17 protein-coding genes and 2 riboswitches are annotated in these 17573 nt (G+C 61.2%); of the genes, 6 read left to right on the top strand and 11 right to left on the bottom strand.

Annotated features, from left to right (window positions below; translation table 11 throughout):
* Window positions 1–58 precede the first annotated feature (58 nt).
* A riboswitch (glycine riboswitch) is annotated at window positions 59–145 on the bottom strand.
* A gap of 4 nt (window positions 146–149) precedes the next feature.
* A riboswitch (glycine riboswitch) is annotated at window positions 150–247 on the bottom strand.
* A 205-nt stretch (window positions 248–452) separates the two neighbouring features.
* Window positions 453–3572: a hybrid sensor histidine kinase/response regulator gene (locus CXK96_RS10410; protein WP_102836375.1), complete on the bottom strand. Its 3120-nt coding sequence runs from the start codon at window positions 3570–3572 to the stop codon at window positions 453–455.
* 222 nt (window positions 3573–3794) lie between these two features.
* Here CXK96_RS10410 and CXK96_RS10405 point away from each other — a divergent pair, with 222 nt between their 5' ends.
* A complete protein-coding gene (locus CXK96_RS10405) occupies window positions 3795–4034 on the top strand; it encodes a DUF1272 domain-containing protein (protein WP_102836374.1) in 240 nt (79 codons plus the stop codon).
* Window positions 4035–4117: 83 nt separating this feature from the next.
* Here the strand turns inward: CXK96_RS10405 and CXK96_RS10400 are convergent, their stop codons facing one another.
* The 8 genes from CXK96_RS10400 to CXK96_RS10365 all read right to left on the bottom strand — a co-directional run bounded on the left by CXK96_RS10400 (window position 4118) and on the right by CXK96_RS10365 (window position 10868).
* On the bottom strand, window positions 4118–4468 hold the full coding sequence (locus CXK96_RS10400; protein WP_102836373.1) for a hypothetical protein: 351 nt from the start codon (window positions 4466–4468) through the stop codon (window positions 4118–4120).
* Window positions 4469–4626: 158 nt separating this feature from the next.
* Complete coding sequence (locus tag CXK96_RS10395) at window positions 4627–6036, bottom strand: DegQ family serine endoprotease (RefSeq protein ID WP_102836372.1); 1410 nt, start codon at window positions 6034–6036, stop codon at window positions 4627–4629.
* Between the two features lie 285 nt (window positions 6037–6321).
* A complete protein-coding gene (locus CXK96_RS10390) occupies window positions 6322–7662 on the bottom strand; it encodes a DUF2254 domain-containing protein (RefSeq protein WP_256061676.1) in 1341 nt (446 codons plus the stop codon).
* A gap of 20 nt (window positions 7663–7682) precedes the next feature.
* Complete coding sequence (locus CXK96_RS10385) at window positions 7683–8351, bottom strand: HAD family hydrolase (protein WP_102836371.1); 669 nt, start codon at window positions 8349–8351, stop codon at window positions 7683–7685.
* Window positions 8352–8475: 124 nt separating this feature from the next.
* A complete protein-coding gene (locus tag CXK96_RS10380; protein WP_102836370.1) occupies window positions 8476–8949 on the bottom strand; it encodes a DoxX family protein in 474 nt (157 codons plus the stop codon).
* Between the two features lie 21 nt (window positions 8950–8970).
* The gene (locus CXK96_RS10375; RefSeq protein WP_102836369.1) at window positions 8971–9750 is read right to left on the bottom strand and encodes a DNA-binding domain-containing protein; all 780 of its coding nucleotides are present in this window, start codon (window positions 9748–9750) and stop codon (window positions 8971–8973) included.
* The gene (locus CXK96_RS10370; RefSeq protein WP_423835188.1) at window positions 9731–10576 is read right to left on the bottom strand and encodes a DUF692 domain-containing protein; all 846 of its coding nucleotides are present in this window, start codon (window positions 10574–10576) and stop codon (window positions 9731–9733) included. Before CXK96_RS10370 ends, CXK96_RS10375 begins: the two co-directional genes overlap by 20 nt.
* Before the next feature lie 19 nt (window positions 10577–10595).
* Window positions 10596–10868 (bottom strand): DUF2282 domain-containing protein, encoded by a 273-nt coding sequence (locus tag CXK96_RS10365; protein ID WP_102836367.1) that lies wholly within the window; start codon window positions 10866–10868, stop codon window positions 10596–10598.
* A gap of 217 nt (window positions 10869–11085) precedes the next feature.
* On the opposite strand from CXK96_RS10365, the gene CXK96_RS10360 reads away from it, so the two are divergent.
* From CXK96_RS10360 to CXK96_RS10350, 3 genes are all read left to right on the top strand, one after another.
* Window positions 11086–11652: a sigma-70 family RNA polymerase sigma factor gene (locus CXK96_RS10360; RefSeq protein WP_102836366.1), complete on the top strand. Its 567-nt coding sequence runs from the start codon at window positions 11086–11088 to the stop codon at window positions 11650–11652.
* Entirely contained in the window at window positions 11649–12290 is a 642-nt protein-coding gene (locus CXK96_RS10355) for a DUF1109 domain-containing protein (protein WP_102836365.1), read from the top strand. Before CXK96_RS10360 ends, CXK96_RS10355 begins: the two co-directional genes overlap by 4 nt.
* Window positions 12291–12378: 88 nt before the next feature.
* Window positions 12379–12966, top strand: coding sequence for a LysE family translocator (locus tag CXK96_RS10350; protein WP_102836364.1), 588 nt, complete (start codon window positions 12379–12381; stop codon window positions 12964–12966).
* On the opposite strand, the gene CXK96_RS10345 is transcribed toward CXK96_RS10350, so the two are convergent.
* Together CXK96_RS10345 and CXK96_RS10340 are read right to left on the bottom strand one after the other, a co-directional pair.
* Entirely contained in the window at window positions 12948–13826 is an 879-nt protein-coding gene (locus CXK96_RS10345; RefSeq protein WP_102836421.1) for an AraC family transcriptional regulator, read from the bottom strand. The two genes, CXK96_RS10350 and CXK96_RS10345, sit on opposite strands and share 19 nt — an antisense overlap.
* 116 nt (window positions 13827–13942) lie before the next feature.
* Window positions 13943–14905 (bottom strand): hypothetical protein, encoded by a 963-nt coding sequence (locus CXK96_RS10340; RefSeq protein WP_102836363.1) that lies wholly within the window; start codon window positions 14903–14905, stop codon window positions 13943–13945.
* A 165-nt stretch (window positions 14906–15070) separates the two neighbouring features.
* Here CXK96_RS10340 and CXK96_RS10335 point away from each other — a divergent pair, with 165 nt between their 5' ends.
* Both CXK96_RS10335 and CXK96_RS10330 read left to right on the top strand, forming a co-directional pair.
* The gene (locus CXK96_RS10335; RefSeq protein ID WP_102836362.1) at window positions 15071–16240 is read left to right on the top strand and encodes a DUF1615 domain-containing protein; all 1170 of its coding nucleotides are present in this window, start codon (window positions 15071–15073) and stop codon (window positions 16238–16240) included.
* A 59-nt stretch (window positions 16241–16299) separates the two neighbouring features.
* Window positions 16300–17562, top strand: a complete 1263-nt coding sequence (locus tag CXK96_RS10330; RefSeq protein ID WP_102836361.1) for a cation:proton antiporter — start codon at window positions 16300–16302, stop codon at window positions 17560–17562.
* The last annotated feature ends 11 nt before the right edge of the window (window positions 17563–17573 follow it).

The raw sequence follows: 17573 nt of genomic DNA, 5'->3' as shown, positions 1-17573 counted from the left end.
ACAGCTCCAGAACGTCAAGGGGTCAGAGCCCGTCCACACTATGCGGATCAGGCGCCCCCTCTGTTCTGGACCTGAGAGTTTCACGAGCACCGCTCGCTTGCTCCTTCGGTGCGACGGGCGACGATGGCCCGACGGCTCTTCAGAGTTCACCCGTGATAACGGTCCTTTTGCCTGAGAGTTTCCGGGGCGGTTGCTCCTTCGGCGCTGCACACGGCCAAACCGTTGCAGTCTCTCCCGATATCACTTCAAAGCCATGAACACTTGCTCACGGCAGTCTTGTCACAAGCACAATGCGCGCCACTCAGCACTCGCACGCCTCGGCTGCATTCAGCCCTTTGCAAGGCCCTGATACTGCACCGCCACAGCTCAATGTCCATGCGAGTCGCAAGCGGATGCTCTTTTCTAGCGCAGTAGCGAGACAGAAGCTAGCCCTGCCCCAACATTGCCTAAACTCAACCGCCGACTACGGCGATCAACCGACGCAGGTCGACTGGCTTGGTCATATGAATATCGAAGCCTGCGGCTAGAGCCTGCTCACGATCGCTCGGCTGGCCCCACCCGGTGATGGCGATCAATCGCACACTTGCGCCGTTTGGATGAGCACGGATCGCCCGTGCCACTTCGTCACCCCGCTGGCCGGGCATGCCAATGTCCAGCACAACCACCTCCGGTTTGAGCTGCAGGTAACGCTCGAAGGCTTCGATGCCATCAAACGCAAGGTGCACCTCGTGCCCTTCCAGCCGCAAGATCTCGGCCATGGTCTCGGCAATGTCCCGGTTGTCGTCCGCGACAAGAACGAGCCTTTTGTTCAGGGTGATGCTTTCGCTGACGTCATCGTCCGTGCCTATGCTACTGGCAGGCAGCACCGGCAGGGTCAGGATGAACTCCGAGCCGTGACCCAGCCCTTCGCTGCGCACCCGAAGGTCTGCTCCGTGCAGCTTCGCCAGCCCTTTGGCCAATGCCAGGCCGATGCCGAGGCCGGAGTTGATGTGCGAGCCGGCGACCGGCACCTGAGCGAACCGTTCGAATATCAGCCTGAGATTTTCCCGCGCGATACCCACACCGTTATCAATGACCGAGACCTTGACGGTTTCGCCGTTCCGAACCGCGTTGATGCGAATGCAACCGCCATTGGGCGTGAATTTCGCTGCGTTGTTAAGCAGGTTGGTCAGGATCTGCTCGAGACGAAGCGGATCGGCGTCCAGCAGGATGGGCATGGCCGGCAGCGTCACTACCAGCTCATGTTGCTTCGCCTCAATCTTCTCTCGGGCAGTCTCGACAGCCGCCTCGATGACGTTCCGCAGATCCAGTTGCTCCTTTCGCAGGGCCAGCTTGCCAAGCGTGATACGGGAAATGTCGAACAGATCGTCGAGCAACAGCGCCATGTGCCGTACCTGGCGTTCGATGATTTGCTGGCTGCGGATCTTTTGCGCATCGCTTGCCGCTGTTGAACCGAAAATCCCGGCAGCCAGGCGAATCGGCGCCAGCGGGTTGCGCAGCTCATGAGCAAGGGTCGCCAGGAATTCATCCTTGCGCCGTGCGGATTCGCGGATCTCCTGCTCATGCTGCTTGGCCTGGGATACGTCAGCGAACCAGACGGCCAGGCGCTGATCGAACGGCGTTGCGATCACCCGTAGCCAGCGATCGCTGTCGAACGCAGTGCTACGCAATTCCAGATCACACGGTTGCTGAAACCTGGCTACTTCCAGCAAAGTCTGCAATGTTTGCGGATTGGCGGCGTCGCCAAGCACCTCACGAAGGCGCCGCCCGGTCAGGTCGGCGACCGTTCCGCGCAGGCTGGACGCACCGGTAGGGTTGATGAAATCGAAACAGAAGTCGTCCAACTCACCCGCCGCGTTCCGATGGGGAGAAAGGACTGCAAAGGGCACTGTGGACGAATTCAGCGCTACCTGAAGGCGTTGCTCGAACATGCCCGCCTTGGTCTGCGCCCGCGCCCGGTCGATGAACACCGCGGCCATGCCCGCTAACACATCGGCGAGTCGAATCTCCCGTTCCGTCGGCGATCGCGCCTCTTTGAGCTGCACCGTAAGCGTGCCCAAAACGCTGTTGTCACTGTGCCGAATCGGTGTGCTGTGAACCGAGCGAAATCCTTCGCTGCGGGAGACGGAGACAAATTCACTGAAGCGGGGATCGGTCTCGGTATCGGACACCACCACCCGCGCCCCTTGTTGCACCGCTGTGCCACAGGCACCCAAGCCAGGCTGCACATCATCCATGAGCGCCAACGAAGCCACCGAGAAGCCCCTCGAGGCGTGAATGCGCAAGGGCGACGCGCCGTCGCTGAGCGCCAGCAGGCCATGCGCGGCGCCGTGCAGCTTGCACAAGGCATCGATGATCGCTTGTAGCTGGTCGTTCAGAGACGGCATTTCCAGCAGCCGACTGCTCAAATCCTGGACCGACTCCAGGTCGCGGACCTGCTGGGTCAGATCCTGCTGCGCCAGCTCCAGCCGCGACAGCATGCTGTCACGCTCGGCCTCACTCGACAGACGCGCCTGCGCGGCGCTTTCCAGTGCTCGCCCGACTTCACGGATCTCTTCGATCTCGCTATTGGGCCCCTGAAAGGCCTGGCCCTGGCCGATAGCCTGAGCCGCTCGCCGCAAATGCCTCATCGGGACGTTGATCCGGCGTGTTGCGACGAGTGCAGCTGTGACCGCGAACACCAGTGACAGCAGCAACCCGCCGCCATAGACCGTATAGGCACGCGCCGCGCCGGCTTCGACAATCTCGGTGGGTACGCCGGTTGCCACTATCCACCCAGACGGCTGCAATCGTACAAAGGAGGTGTAGACCGAATTGCCTTCCATGGTTCTGGAAAGGCCGATCCCTTCTTCGCCGGCGTTCTCCTGCAAGATGGCCGCCAGTGTGGGTGAAGCTGGCAACCCGAGCGTCTCTTCGTGGTGCAGCGAGCGCGCGATTCGCGTTCCGTTGGAATCCAGCACGGTGTTGACCCAACCGGTCGGCAGCCTCCGATTGGCAATCACATCAGCGACCGCTTGCGGCCTGAGCACTGCGGTCAATACGTATTGAATCATATCGCCTTGCTGGACCGGCACACGCAGCGGGACACCCCAGACACCGCCGGGTCCCTGGCTCATGCTCCCGACCTGCGGCTTGCCCGTTCGAATCAGCTCGGCAAAGCTGCGCGGCTCGGCCATGGTTCTGGAAGCTGGAGGATTGTTCAGCGACACCCGCCTTAACACCTCGCCTTCCGGACTCAGGATCAGCAACGCATACCAGCTAGGGACCGAGGGCAACACGCGGCGAACCATATCGGCAAACCCATCGATATCGCCGCTATCCAGAAGGGGCGACTGCGACAATGCCTGGAGCACGTTGAGCGACCTGCTCAACTCGACCTCCACGGCGGTCGCGGCTAGGCGCGTCGCTTCAAGACTGCGCTGCTTGGCCAGCTCTGTCTGTTCGGAGACGATCGAGAGCAGTCCCAGCCCTGCGACCAGGGCCAGCGGCAAAATCCCAGCCAATGCGATGGTCAACAGACGGCTGCGCAACGGTACCGACCGTCCCGGTTTGGCTCCCCACGCGTAATTCAAGATTTGGTTTCCTTTGACGCCCGGACGGTTCGGAACTGCGAAATATTTCTGCCGAAACGAGTACAGCTCTGTGCGCAGCGCGCTAGCTTAAGCGATCGGTTGATGGTTCGCATTGGCACTTGGAAAACCGTGAGCCGAACATGTTCCATTTGCCCTTGGGTGACGCCATCCGATGCCCGAGCAATGATGCGAAATCATCCACATCAGGAAGGATTCAGACCCATGCTTGCCCTTCGCCCAAGCTGTGAGTGTTGCAATGTCGATCTACCGCCCGGCTCGGAGCAGGCGCTGATTTGCTCGTTCGAGTGCACCTTTTGCCTCAGCTGTGCCGCTTCGAAACTGGACTTCATCTGCCCCAATTGCGGCGGCGAACTGGTTGCCAGGCCGCGCCGCCCAGTCGGCAAACTCGCTAACAACTCGCCCTCGTCTCACCGCGTGTACAAGCCGGACGGCTATCCCTGATCCGGCAGGTTGAGAACCGCGCGCTGTTCAGAACCAGCCGAAACAGTCGTTTGATTTCACGTTATTACCGGATCGACTCGGTGTCATTCGTCCCGTATGCAGGTCAGCAGCGCATTAAGGGTTGAGTCACCGTATTCGCCGCTCATCGTGAGCGCTCGGCGCCCTTCCGGCGCGATGATGGTGATGGGCGTGCTATCCAGGCCAGGCGAGGCTTCGGTTTCTCCGGGATGGAGCTGGCACGCTACTTTGAAGCGCTCGTGATTGGTGATCAGAACCTGAACTAGTCCGGACTCGATTCCGGGGCCGGGATCTGTCTCCAGCTCACTGACCTCGACATCGACACGCAAGTCATTCAGCTCACGTTCAAGATGCAGCGGCTCGGCCATGGCCACCGCAGGTACTAGCAGTAATCCCAGCGTCAGCGACGGATTCATGGAAACCTCCAGAGCGTGGTTCAAACCATATGGAGCCACTACCGGGCCGGGGAGTTCGCGACCAACGCCGCGAAGCCTGGCCTTGCACTCCCTGATATCCCTCTTTAACGCAAGAAGGCCCGCACATGGCGGGCCTTCTGGTCTTGCTTGATGACCGCTTACTTGGGCAGCTTGAAGGTAATGAAACTGGCGCGACCTTCACGCAGTACCCGCATCGAAACAGAGCGGTTCTTCGGCAGATCCTTGACCACCTTGGTGAACTGCTTGACCGAATCGATCGCTTCGTTGTTCAGGTGAGTGATGACGTCACCCGGGCGCAGGCCGATCATCGCTGCCGGGCCCTGGCTGATGTCGCGAATCACCACGCCTCCGGAGATCTCCAGCGCCTGACGCTGCGCATCGGTCAGTTCGGCTACCGAAACGCCGAGGCGATTGGCGCTCTGCGTGTTGGCGCCCGAGCCATCGGCCGAAGCGACGACGTCACCGTCTTCCGGCAGCGCGCCAATTTCGATGTTCAGCGTCTGACGCTTGCCATCACGCACCACTTCGAGCTTGGCCTTGCTACCCGGCTTCATTGCGCCAACCAAATGTGGCAGATCGCCAGACATGTCGATCGAGTTGCCATTGACGCTAAGAATCACGTCGCCAACTTTCAGACCACCCTTGGCTGCCGGACCGCCATCCATCACCTGGGCCACCAACGCACCAGCGGGACGATCAAGCCCGAACGATTCGGCCAGGTCCTTGTTCACTTCCTGGATGACTACGCCAAGCCAACCGCGGCTGACCTTGCCGTCTTCACGCAGCTGGTTGGCCACGTCCATGGCAACGTCAATCGGGATGGCAAACGACAGCCCCATGAAACCACCGGAGCGGGTGAAGATCTGCGAGTTGATGCCTACGACTTCGCCTTCAAGGTTGAACAGCGGGCCGCCGGAGTTACCCGGGTTGATTGCCACGTCGGTCTGGATGAAAGGCACGTAGCTCTCGTTCGGCAGGCTGCGACCTTTGGCGCTGACCACGCCTGCAGTCACCGTATGGTCGAAACCGAAGGGCGAGCCAATCGCGACCACCCACTCCCCTGCTTTCAACTCTTCGGAGCTGCCAATCTTGACGGTCGGCAGGCCGTCACCTTCGATTTTCAGCAAGGCCACGTCGCTGCGCGGGTCAGCACCCACCAGCTTGGCTTGCATCTCGCTGCGATCCGGCAGGCGCACCATGATCTCGTCCGCGTCGGCGACAACGTGGTTGTTGGTCAGAACATAGCCGTCTTCGGAAATGATGAAGCCCGAACCCAGCGACTGAGCTTCACGGCGACGCTCGGGTTGCTGAGGCATTCCACGTTCGAAAAACTCGCGGAACATAGGCGGGATGCCCTCAAGATCAGGCATCTGTGCCTGCGCGTTGCCGCGCATCGGTTGTTTCTGCTTGGTGCTGATGTTCACCACCGCGGGCGAAGCATCCTCCACCAGAGGCGTGAAGTCCGGCAGGTCAGCGTGGGCCATGAGCGTCTGTCCAAACAGCGCTACGCCGGCCACGGCAGCCAGGAAGTTTCTACGAAGAATCATAGTGACGGGTCTCTCCACGATGAAAAAATGGGGTTGAAAACGACCGGTCTCGCGCCACAGCCGATCCTGGTCAAAAAAAGCAGCGGGTTGCCGCATGCACAATGGCTGACTCTAAGCTGACAGCCGGGTTGCGGCAAACCCACCCAAAGGAGCTGGCTGTTCCGTCAGCCTGAACCAGACTGTACGCGTAAGACAGTCAGCTTGGTGTGTAGCGGGCGTAAAGGAAAAGTAAGGTTTTACAAACAACGCCCAGCGAAGCCATAACACCTAGGGTCGGCTGACCTACTAGCCCGAAACGTCGAGCAGCCCTATCTCCTGTGCTGCCTGGCGTACCCGTTGATAGTCATCTGGCAACGACAGCCCTGCCTCCGCGCGTTTGAGCGCCGAATGGGCGTGATGGTTCGCTGCAAGTGTGATAGCCGCGTCGCCAAGGCGCCCGAGCGATGCCAATGCCTGCTGCAATCGAATGCCCACCTCGACCACCGCCGCACCGTCACGCGCAATGGGCGTGAAGAAATCGTCGAGCATGTCCGCTACGCTCAGTCCCGGCGCGAATACCCGGTCGAACTTAGGGTCTTCCGGCGGGGTCGGCCTGGACAGGTGCGACAGCACGCGAACACCTCGGCCAATCACATCGACTGCGGTGCCCTGGTCGTTCATGGCAGGCGACAGCGCACGCGAGGCGACCTCTGCCATGACGATAATGCCGTAGCGTGGATCTCGGTCGAAGGTTCGCTGTGAGCCGACGACGAAGGCATCGCATAGCGCGCTGTCACATTCTTTATCGATCCCCACCGACCAGGCGATCGGCTGCGACGGCTCCACGAAGATCCCAGGCAGTGCACAAACATAGACTGCACAGCCTTCCTTCTTGGTCAGTTCGCCCAAGGCGGGCATGTCGATGTGCTGAACGAAGCCGATCTTGTCCGAGAACAACGGACGCGCGCCCGGCAATACTTTCGGATCGACTTCCAGCGGACGACCGCCCAGAAATGGTTGCTCCATCCGCTGGCACAGCGCCTGGGTAGCAGCCTTCTCGACACGGGCCGTTGTTTCGGCGACTCGGCCGAGCCCGGACAACTGATCGATCCAGCGCAACAGCGCGTAAAGCACCAGGATGACCACGATAATCGTCGCCGCGAACAGCACCACGCGGCCATTTTCGCCGTATAGCCCGGTACTCAACGCGATAATGCCAACCAGACTGAAAATGAATGAACCAATAAAGGTGGAGAGGGTGTTCTGCGTGGTGGGGTCTTCTACCAGCAGAGAAGTGGCACGTGGCGTGACATTGTTTGTTGCGGAGCCATATGCCGCCACCATGATGCTCAGGGAAAAGGTGGTGACCGCGAGCATGCTGGACGCCAGGACACCGAGAATGTTGTCGACGGCATCGGAACCGATCTTCGTCGACAGGTCATCCGGAATGTAGGGAGCCACCACCAGCGCCACCAGCGCAGTGGCTATTCCCAGGACCGAATACAGGCTGGCTCTAAACCAGGGCCGCTTGCTGATGCGGATGAGAAACCACTTCCAACGCTCGACCATGTCTTGCTCGCAATCCGTCCGTTTCAGTACAGACAAGCGCGCTGAAGGACCGTTGCGCAGGTTCGCCGGTTTCTTCACGCCGTCTCGTTCACCAGTGCTTAGCGGGCCAGTGCCTCTACCGCTGCTGGCAGGACACGCATGTCATTGATCACGGCGGCCACGCCCAACTCCCGTAGCGCCTGATCATGCCCGGCGGGGATGTGGCTGGCGCCGGTAAAGCCGATTACCTGCATCCCGGCTGTTCGCGCGGCCAGCACGCCGGTCGGGCTGTCTTCGACGACAAGGCAATGGCCAGGCGCGACGCCCATGCGTTCGGCCGCGAGCAGGTAGACATCGGGCGCCGGTTTGGGTGAGCGGACCATTTCAGCGCAGAAGATGTTGCCGGCCACCCGCTCGACCAGGCCCGCACGCTGCAACGATGATTGAACGTTATGCAAACGGCTGTTCGAGGCTACTGCCAGCGGCAGCTTGATCGCCAGCAGCGCCTCGCGCACGCCGGGAATTGCCTGGACTTCTTCCGCCACGACCTTCTCGCTCTGCCGACGCAGATCGGCATCGAAGGTTTCGGGCATGGCCAGGCCGAAGCGCTTTTCGATCAGATCGATGATGCTCGGGACGGTCAGACCGAACGTGCCCTCCAAAGCGGCGTGCAGTTGCTCGGCCGGAACATGCAGGCTCAACGCCTCGAACAGCACGCGGTGGCTGATGATTTCGCTGTCGACGATGACGCCGTCACAGTCACTGATCAGCAAGTCGATAGAGGCCATCGAATCTCCCGTGATTGATGCGCAGAAAGGCGCGGCGACTCCGGTTTGGAGACAGCGGCTTGGACTGCACCGGCAGCGTTGAGTTTAGCCTGCAACATTAACGCGACCGTTCAACCACGCCGCCTCAGCGAATGCCCAACATCCGGTCTGCGGACCAATGCCCGGCGCCGCGTCCGATAACAACCAGCATCAGCCCGATCCAGGTCAGGTGCGTGGGCCAGGCATCGGGGTATACGAAGACCTGGATCACCAGCGTCATGCCCAGCAGGGCCAACGCTGATAGCCGCGTGAAGAGCCCGATCACCAGCAGAAGCGGAAACAGATGCTCGGCATAAGTGGCCAGGTGCGCCGCCAGCTGAGGCGACAACAGCGGAAGCGCGTACTCGGTTTCGAACAGGTTGAAGGTGCTGGGTTTGATCGTGAGAAATCCGCTAACCTTGGTTCGCCCCGAATAGAAGAACACCGCGGCGATGGCCAGGCGCGCCACCAGGCTCAACATCGAGTCGCTGACGTGGTGCTGCAGCCATAAGGCGAGTCGATTCCAGTGCTGCAACGGGCTCGATGTCGGGCTGGCTGGGTTCCTGTGCAAGGTGTGCATGTCGGTTACTCCAGTGGGTGATCACTCGGCGGCGAAGACCTGGGCGGCAAACAGAGCCGCCAGCAACGCATTGAAATCCAGCGCGGGCTGGGCCTCGAGCGCGAGATCCGATGCGCTGGCAAGGGTATGGCCATCGGCACAGGCGTCGAGAAAGGCGCAACCGCCAAGACTCAGGGGCTGCCAGACGACCCGGTTGTCTCGTCTGCAGAGCAATGTGCCCTCGCCCTGCCAGAGCAGCGGATCGGGCAGCTCGGCGCCTTCGCGGTTGCAACGCCACAGGGTGAAGGCCGGCATACCGGACCAGTGCCAGTGCGCCGCTGCGCTGGGTCGCAGACGCAGTTCGGCGAGTTGCGCCGGCGCCATCGAACTCAGCGTATGCAATCCAAGTCGGGGATGTTCCGGCGCGGCAAAGGCTAACAGCCACAGCTGATCGAGGCGCGCGACCTCGGCGAGGTAAGGCAAGTCGCGGGCAGGTTCGAACCGTTCAAGAAAGTCTGCAAAGCGCTCGCCATAGCGAACCAACTGCGGTTGGGTCGGAGGGCACTGCTGTGCAAACACGCGCGCTGCCGCACTCATCCACTCGGCACCCACCAGTCGTTCGACCGTCGGGAAGTTCGCCCGCAGCGCATCGACGCACCCCTTCAGCACGGTGTTGCGGTAGACCGCGAACCCTGGTTGCGCCGCCAGCCTCGCCAGCCAATCAGTGGGGGGATTGGCAGCAGAAGGACCAGGGCCCATGGGTTCGTCGGTCCATAGCGCTTCAGCCAAGCCATCCTGAAAATCAGCGAGCGTGAGCGTCATGTCGCCCCCTTTTCTCAAGCAGCCGCTGCGCATGGTCGCGCTCAACCAGCAGCTCGGCGAAGGTTGGCAGCTGGTCATCACGTTCGATCAATGTGGGCCGTGTGCCGATACGCTCGATCAATCGGTCATAGAGCGACCAGACGGCGGCCGCTATCGGCGCGTCGTGCGAATCGATCAATAACCCTGAATGCGCGGAGCTGTCCTGCCTATGCCCGGCCAGATGCACCTCCAGTACAGCTTCAGCGGGAAAACGATCGATATAAGCAGCAGCATCGAAGACCAGATTGTGAGCGCTGACGTGTACGTTATTGACGTCCAGCAGCAGGCCGCAGCCGCTGCGACGGGCCAGCTCAGCCAGAAACTCGATTTCATCCCACTCATGCCCCTCGAGGCGCAGGTAGTGGCTGGGGTTTTCCACTGCGATCTGCCGACCCAGCACCTCCTGGGTGCGCTGGATGTTATCGACGATTCGAGCCAGAGCCGCCTCGGTTCGCGGAAAAGGCAACAGGTCGGGGTTGTACTGACCTCGCCAGGCAGACCAGGCCAGGTGTTCGGAAACCAGTGCAGGCCGAACCCGCTCGATCAATGATCTGAGGCCTTGCAGATGGGATTCGTCCGGCGGGTAATCGGCAGCCAGTGACAGCGATACGCCATGCAACGAAAGCGGATTACGCTCGCCGATGGCGTCCAACCAGGCCAGACGGGGGCCGCCGCCGAGCATGTAGTTTTCCGGATGCACTTCGAACCAGAGGCCCGGCGCGGCACAGTCGTACGCCGGCTCGTAATGCTCGGGCTTCAAGCCAAGACCAGCGCCCAGAACTGACATGCTCATGCGGCGGCTCCTGTCAGGACTCGATCGGCGTCAGCGAGCCCATGCCTTCGGGCGTCTTGATTTCAGTGCAAGTACCGGCCGGTACTTTTTTCCAGGCATTGCCCTGGTAATCCACTTTCGAGGTGCCGGCGCAGCTGGTGCCGGCACCGGCTTTGCAATCGTTTTGGCCGGCGAGCGCGACGCCGTAGCATTTCTCCATGGCGCCTTCGGTTTTTTCAGCAGCCGTGGCGCCGGCGGCGATGGATGCAAGGGCAACGGCTGCTGCAGCAAGGGCGAGATTATTCATTTGATGTTTCTCCAGGCTGTGTGGCTGACAGTGGTTTACTGGCAGCTCGACCAGTAATTCGCCCTGTTCGGTCGCTCGGTTACAGCGGGAGCAAGAAATATATTTTTGAGATTTCTTCCATCTCGTCCTACCGTAGCGGCGCGCCGCCACCCTGCCGTGGGTTGGATGCAAGGGACGCACAGCATCGATTTTTTCTTCCGTGTAACCAGAGCGACCGATGCAACGAACTACCAGTCATGAGGCGCTCAAGGCACGCGAAGCCCACCTGCAACAGCTGTTACTGCTGGGGCTGGACGGCGACGATGAGGCCTATCGGCAATTCTTGACGCTGCTCGGCGCGCATCTGCGCAGCTTCCTCAGGCGCCGACTGCAATCGCCCGAGGTCGAAGACCTGTTGCAGGAAGCCCTGCTGGCGGTGCACAACGCGCGGCATACCTATCGCCGCGAGCAACCGGTGACCGCCTGGGTACAGGCGATAGCGCGTTACAAACTGATGGACCATTTTCGAGCCCATGCAAGGCACGATGCCTTGAACGACTCATTGAGCGGCCAGGCGGAGCTGCTAGCCGACGAAGATCACCAGGCCCAGCAAGCGCAGCGGGACCTGGCCCGGCTGCTCGAACAACTCCCGGACAAGCAACGCTTGCCCATTCTTCACGTCAAATTGCAGGGGCTTTCGGTGGAAGAAACCGCTCGACGCACCGGCCTTTCGGCATCAGCAGTCAAGGTGGGCGTTCACCGCGGCCTGAAAGCGCTGGCCGCCCTGATTGGAGGACATCGATGAAGACCGACGAGCTGATCAACATGCTCGCCAACCACGCACCGCCCGTGGATCGGCAGATCGTCGCGCGACGCTTTGGGACCGCCTTGGTCATTGGCCTGGTGCTGGCATTGCTGCTGTTACTGACGGTCTTCGGTATTCGCCCGGACATCGGCCAAGTCGCGACGACACCGCTGTTCTGGGCCAAGCTGGCGCTACCGGCAAGCCTGCTCGCCGGCGCTTTGCTGGTAACCACGCGGCTCGCCAGACCAGGAGCGCCTGTGGGTAACGGCTGGGCCACAGTCGCATTGCCGGTGATAGCGGTTTGGCTGGCAGCGTTGGGCCTGTTGCTCAGCGTTTCGGCCAACAGCCGTTGGGCACTGATATTCGGTGAAACCTGGCGAGTCTGCCCGCTGAACATCGCGCTGCTGTCGATTCCCACGTTCGTCTGCGTGTTCTGGGCGATCCGTGGTTTTGCGCCGACCCGGCTGCGTCTCGCCGGCGCAGCTGGGGGGTTGCTGGCCGGTTCGATGGCAACGCTTGCCTACAGCCTGCATTGCCCGGAGATGAGTGTCGCCTTCTGGGCCGTCTGGTATGTGCTTGGCATGCTCATCCCCACCGCCGTCGGCGCCCTACTCGGCCCACGGCTGTTGCGTTGGTAAACCGTACAACGCGCATTTTCTTCAATACGTCGGTTGTGTCCGCTCCTATCGTCGCGCTGGTGTTCAAGCGTACGTTCAGGAGTTTTCGATGAGTCTTTTGCTGTCTATGGCCGCCTTCGCGCTGGCGTCCTCGATATCGCCCGGCCCGGTCAATATCGTTGCGCTCAGCGCCGGCGCGCAGTTCGGCTTGCGCCCAGCCATGCGCCACGTCAGCGGCGCGACCCTTGGCTTCACGCTGTTGCTGTTGCTGATCGGGCTGGGCCTGAACCAAGTGCTCGATCATTGGCCCTGGCTGACGGAATCGATCAGGCTGGCTGGCGTGGCTTTTCTGCTGTACATGGCGTTTCGGCTGGCGGCGGACGACGGTCGTCTGAATGCAGACAAACCTGTGGTGCCGCCGACCGTGCTGTATGGCGCAGCGATGCAGTGGCTCAATCCCAAGGCCTGGCTGGCTTCGGTCGCGGGAATGGGCTTGTTCGCTGCGGCCGGCGATGCGCCTTCGGTATGGCGCTTCGCCGCGGTCTATTTCGTGATTTGCTATGCCTCAGTAGCCTGCTGGGCGTACGCAGGCACCTTCCTGCGGCACTACCTTAACGAGCCCGCACGAGTACGGCTGTTCAATCGACTGATGGCAGCGCTGCTGACCGCCTGCGCGACTTACTTGCTGCTGACCTGACGGATGTTGTGGCGCACGTTCCGATTCACTGTTCGATAGTGCCCGGGCGTGGCGGCCAGCAGTTGCTTGAAGGCGCGCTGCAGGTGCGCCTGGTCGGCAAACCCCGCAGCCAGCGCCACATCCGAGATAGGCCGGCCGCGCCGCAGTTCGGCGCGCGCGAACTGCACGCGCCGGTTGGTCAGATACGCATGAGGAGTCATCCCGAAATGCTTTTTGAAAGCGCGGATGAGACTCGACGGTGAGACGCCCGCAATCAGGCTGATCTCGTCCAGCTTGAGGGAGCGCTGATAATTGTCCGCAATGTATTCAGCGGCGCGCTGCAGCTTTAGATCGCTCACTGGAACCTCAACGTCGAGTCCCAATCGCTCGTGCAGCTGGGAGAAGAACGCTACGGCGCCCGTCTCCTTTTGCAGCAAGTCGGCATTGTCGTCGACGAGTACCGCATGAAAACGGCAAAAATCAGCCTGCAGCAGCGGGTCGCGCGTCATTATCGGGGCGAAACGGCGAAAACCTGCGCCATCCATGCCCAGGGCGTCCTGCAGTTCGCTCAACCATCGAGTCTCGACGTAGAGCATGCGATACGCCCACGGCTGGTTCTGGATCGGATTGCAGGCATGTACGTCGCCGGGGTTCATCAGCACCAGCGTGCCGGCCTCGATGCGGCACTGATGATCGCCGTTGATATAGGTACTGGCGCCGCTGTCGATCAAGCCGATGGAAAAGGTTTCGTGACTGTGCCGTGCATAACAGACGCGGCGACCATCTTCCACGCTGCGCGACTCGATGAACGGCAGCGCCGCGTCGCGCCAGAAGCTGGACCCGGAAGCTGAACGAGATTGCGCGGGGATGTGCTGATGCATGTTCGAGTCTGTAACGACGCCAGGGAGCGTCAGCGTAGCCGAAACCGCGCCTGTGTTGGGCAACCCGCTGTGTTTCGGCATGGCGAGCAATGACTTTCCAAGCAATCGAGCGGTCATCAAAGGATCTCGAGCCCCTCGCACTTGTAATCACCGATGAAGATATCGTCCAGAAGCACCTCCCCGTCGAGGTTGAAGCAGAACAGATAGCTCTCGGTTCGATCACCGATTTCGACGCTTTTCAGGCCAATGCACTCGTTGGGATGGCCCGGCAGGATCTTGAACGAGGAGATGCCCCGCTCAGGAATACGCTGACCGACTTCCAGGGTTCGAATCTGGCTGAAATCCTCATTAGCAATAATCAAGGTATTGGCCCCGCGCTCCCGCTCGTCTACCGCCTCGTCGAAGGGCTCAGTCGAGATTTTGCGCGGAAAGAACAGCCATTCGCGGCGATAAGGGTGCCACTCGGCCGCCTCGTGAATCACATAGCCGTCTGGCCCGACGCCGAGCGCATCGCGGATGCGCTGATAGCGACCCGACCAGTCCACGCTCTGCACGGCGTAATGCCGGTCAAGCAGCTTTATCCACTCCTCGGCGGCGTTCTTGCCGTGGCTCCCGACGACCAGCTGATCGTTGTAGAGCGTTGCCCACTCCGCCTTGAAGCCCTTGAAGGCCTCGTCGCCGCTGCCGGTCATGAGAATGTTTCGGGGCACCAACTGATTCTGATCGCGTATTTCACAGACCAATCCGGTGCGGTCGTCGAAGGTCACCAAGCGTTTGCCGAACATGGCCAGCTCGGAAAACTCGGCGCCACGCCCGCCCTCCGCAATGAGGCTTACCAGCTGGAACTCACCACCTTCGTGCTCTGGAATATCCTCAAACCGGTAGTGTGGCTTGCCCGTCTGCGGATCGATGTCACGGTGCAATCGGTCATGGCGCAGGGTCGATTGCCAGCCGATCTGGCCGCAGTCCAGTTCAACCTGGGAGGCGTGGTCCTCATCGGTGATGATGGCCAGCAGGTATTCACGGGTGGTGCTGTCGTAGCGTTCGAGTCGCCGAACGTCGAAGTGCGATTCGCTCATGAGGTAAGGTGCTCGTCTCAGGTTGGCGCCACCAGCTCGCCGGGGGCTCGTCTGGTTTCGGACAGCACGCACCACTCAAGTTCACCAGCAGTCGCATCAGCTGCGGCAGAACGGCTGCGTCTGTTTTACTGTCCGAACCTGCATCACGTATTCAGATGGGACCGCATGATTTTTTTGCTCTCCAAACGGCCGGCCTCGGTTGCCGACTCGCACGCGCCTACCTCGACCCTTTCTACCTGGGCCAAGCGCCGGCTCGCCCTTACTGCGGCGGGCGCCTTGCTGGCTGGCCTGGCCGGCTGCGGCACGCAAAAACCTGAGATCCCAGCGCCTCGTCCAGACGAAGTCCGCGCCAAGATCGTTCGGCTGATTCCCAGCACCATCCCGAATCGCCAGGGCTGGGCAACCGACATCTACGCTGCCTTCGATGCGTTGGCGATCCCACCGACCAATGAAAACCTCTGCGCTGTCCTGGCCGTCACGGTGCAGGAATCCACATTCCAAGCGACGCCGCCGGTCCCAGGCCTGGCCAAAATCGCCCGCGAGGAGATATACCGCCGCGCGTCCCGATTGCATGTTCCCCGCTTCATTGTCGACGCGGCTCTGGACGTTCAATCACCCAATGGCAAGACATACAGCCAGCGCCTTGCAGCGGTGCGCACTGAAGAACAGCTAAGCGCGATCTTTGACGATTTCCTTGGGATCATGCCGCTCGGCAAGCAATTGTTCGGCACATTGAATCCGGTCAAGACCGGCGGCCCGATGCAAGTCAGCATCGCGTTCGCTGAAGACCGCGCACGTGACTATCCCTACCGCCGGGAAGGCTCTATCCGGGATGAGGTGTTCACGCGCCGCGGCGGCATGTACTTCGGTATCGCACATCTGTTGGATTACCCCGCCAGCTACACACAGCCGCTGTACCGCTTCGCAGACTTCAATGCCGGCTGGTATGCCAGCCGCAACGCCGCATTTCAGGCTGCAGTCAGCCGCGCCAGTGGCATCAAGCTAGCCCTCGATGGCGACCTGATCATTCATGGCAGCAGCAAAGCCGGCCAGACCGAACGTGCGGTTCGCTCGCTGGCGGGCAAGCTCGACATGAGCGAGACGGCGATCCGCAACGCCCTGGAGCGCGGCGATACGCACGGATTCGAGAAAACTACCCTGTATGAGCGCGTGTTCGCTTTGGCTGATAAGCGTGCAGGAAAGCCTCTGCCCCGCGCCGTGCTGCCCGGCATTCGCCTGGAAAGTCCGAAAATCACTCGCAACCTGACGACTGCCTGGTTTGCCAATCGGGTCAACGACCGCCATCTGGCCTGTATGGAACGCGCCGGCAGCTAGCGGGAACATTTTGTTACCAGCACCGTTCGCAATAGAGGTATCGCGGATACGGAGCCTTCATGACCCAGCTGAACATTGCACTCGCCCTCATGGGCGGCGTTGCCGTCTGTATTGCCTTGCTGTCGGCGCTGATCAAGCGCAGCCCTGTATCCGAGCCGGCGCTGGCGGTGCTGGTCGGCGTTGCCGTTGGGCCCTACGGCCTGAGTTGGCTCGACCTTGCACGCTGGGGCGATACGTTCAGCATTCTCGAGCAGGCGGCTCGGCTGACGCTGGCGATTGGACTGATGGGCGTTGCACTGCGCCTGCAGCCCGCGGCACTGAAGGCCATGCTCAAGCCGATCATGCTCCTGCTGACCTTCGTCATGCTCGGCATGTGGCTGGTGTCGTCGTTATTGGCCGGCTGGCTGCTCGGCTTGTCGCTATGGGCCGCCTTGCTGCTGGGTGCAGTAGTCACCCCCACCGATCCGGTTGTTGCAAGCTCGATCGTGACGGGCAAGTTCGCCAAGGAACATCTGCCCTTGCGCCTGCGCGACACCCTCTCGGCGGAATCCGGTGCCAACGACGGCCTCGCCTACGCCTTCGTCATGCTACCGATCCTGATGCTCAGCCATACGCCAGATCAGGCCTGGTCTCGCTGGCTCATCGAGTCGGTGCTGATCGGCATCGGTGGCGCCGCGCTCATGGGTGCAGTGATAGGGTTTGCTGCAGCCAAACTGCTGGTTCTATCCGAGCGTAATAAGCTGGTCGCCAGTTCCTCGCTGCTGGGTTACACCGTGGCGTTCTCGCTACTCACACTGGGGCTCGCCAAACTGCTACAGACAGATGGCGTGCTGGCGGTATTCGCAGCAGGCCTGGCGTTCAACCTCTTCAGCGAGAGGCACGAGGAGCAGGAGGAAGAGAACATCCCGGAGGCGGTGGCGAAGCTTTTCACACTGCCGATGTTTGTGATTTTCGGTATCGCCCTGCCGTTGCACGAGTGGGCCACGCTGGGGTGGCCGCTGGTGGCACTTGCGGTGCTGATATTGCTATTGCGTCGCCCCCCGGGCGTGATGTTGCTTTCCGCCACCTGGCGCAACTCGCTCAATTCAAGGGACTCGCTCTACCTCGGCTGGTTCGGCCCGCTGGGTATCGCCGCGATCTACTATTCCGCGCTCGCTCACAGCCAGCTTGACGATCCGCTCTATTGGCATGCGGCCAGCGCGCTGATATTTGCCTCAATCATGATTCATGGCGTATCCGCGGCGCCGCTGTCACGTCTATATGCGAGCCATCACGGCGCGGCACCGCCAGGCAGTGCTCGTCTACACGACAAGGCTGACTGAGCCAGGTATGA

Source organism: Stutzerimonas stutzeri, assembly GCF_002890895.1.
Classification (GTDB): Bacteria; Pseudomonadota; Gammaproteobacteria; order Pseudomonadales; family Pseudomonadaceae; genus Stutzerimonas; species Stutzerimonas stutzeri_AB.
This window is presented reverse-complemented; position numbering and strand designations above follow the sequence as displayed.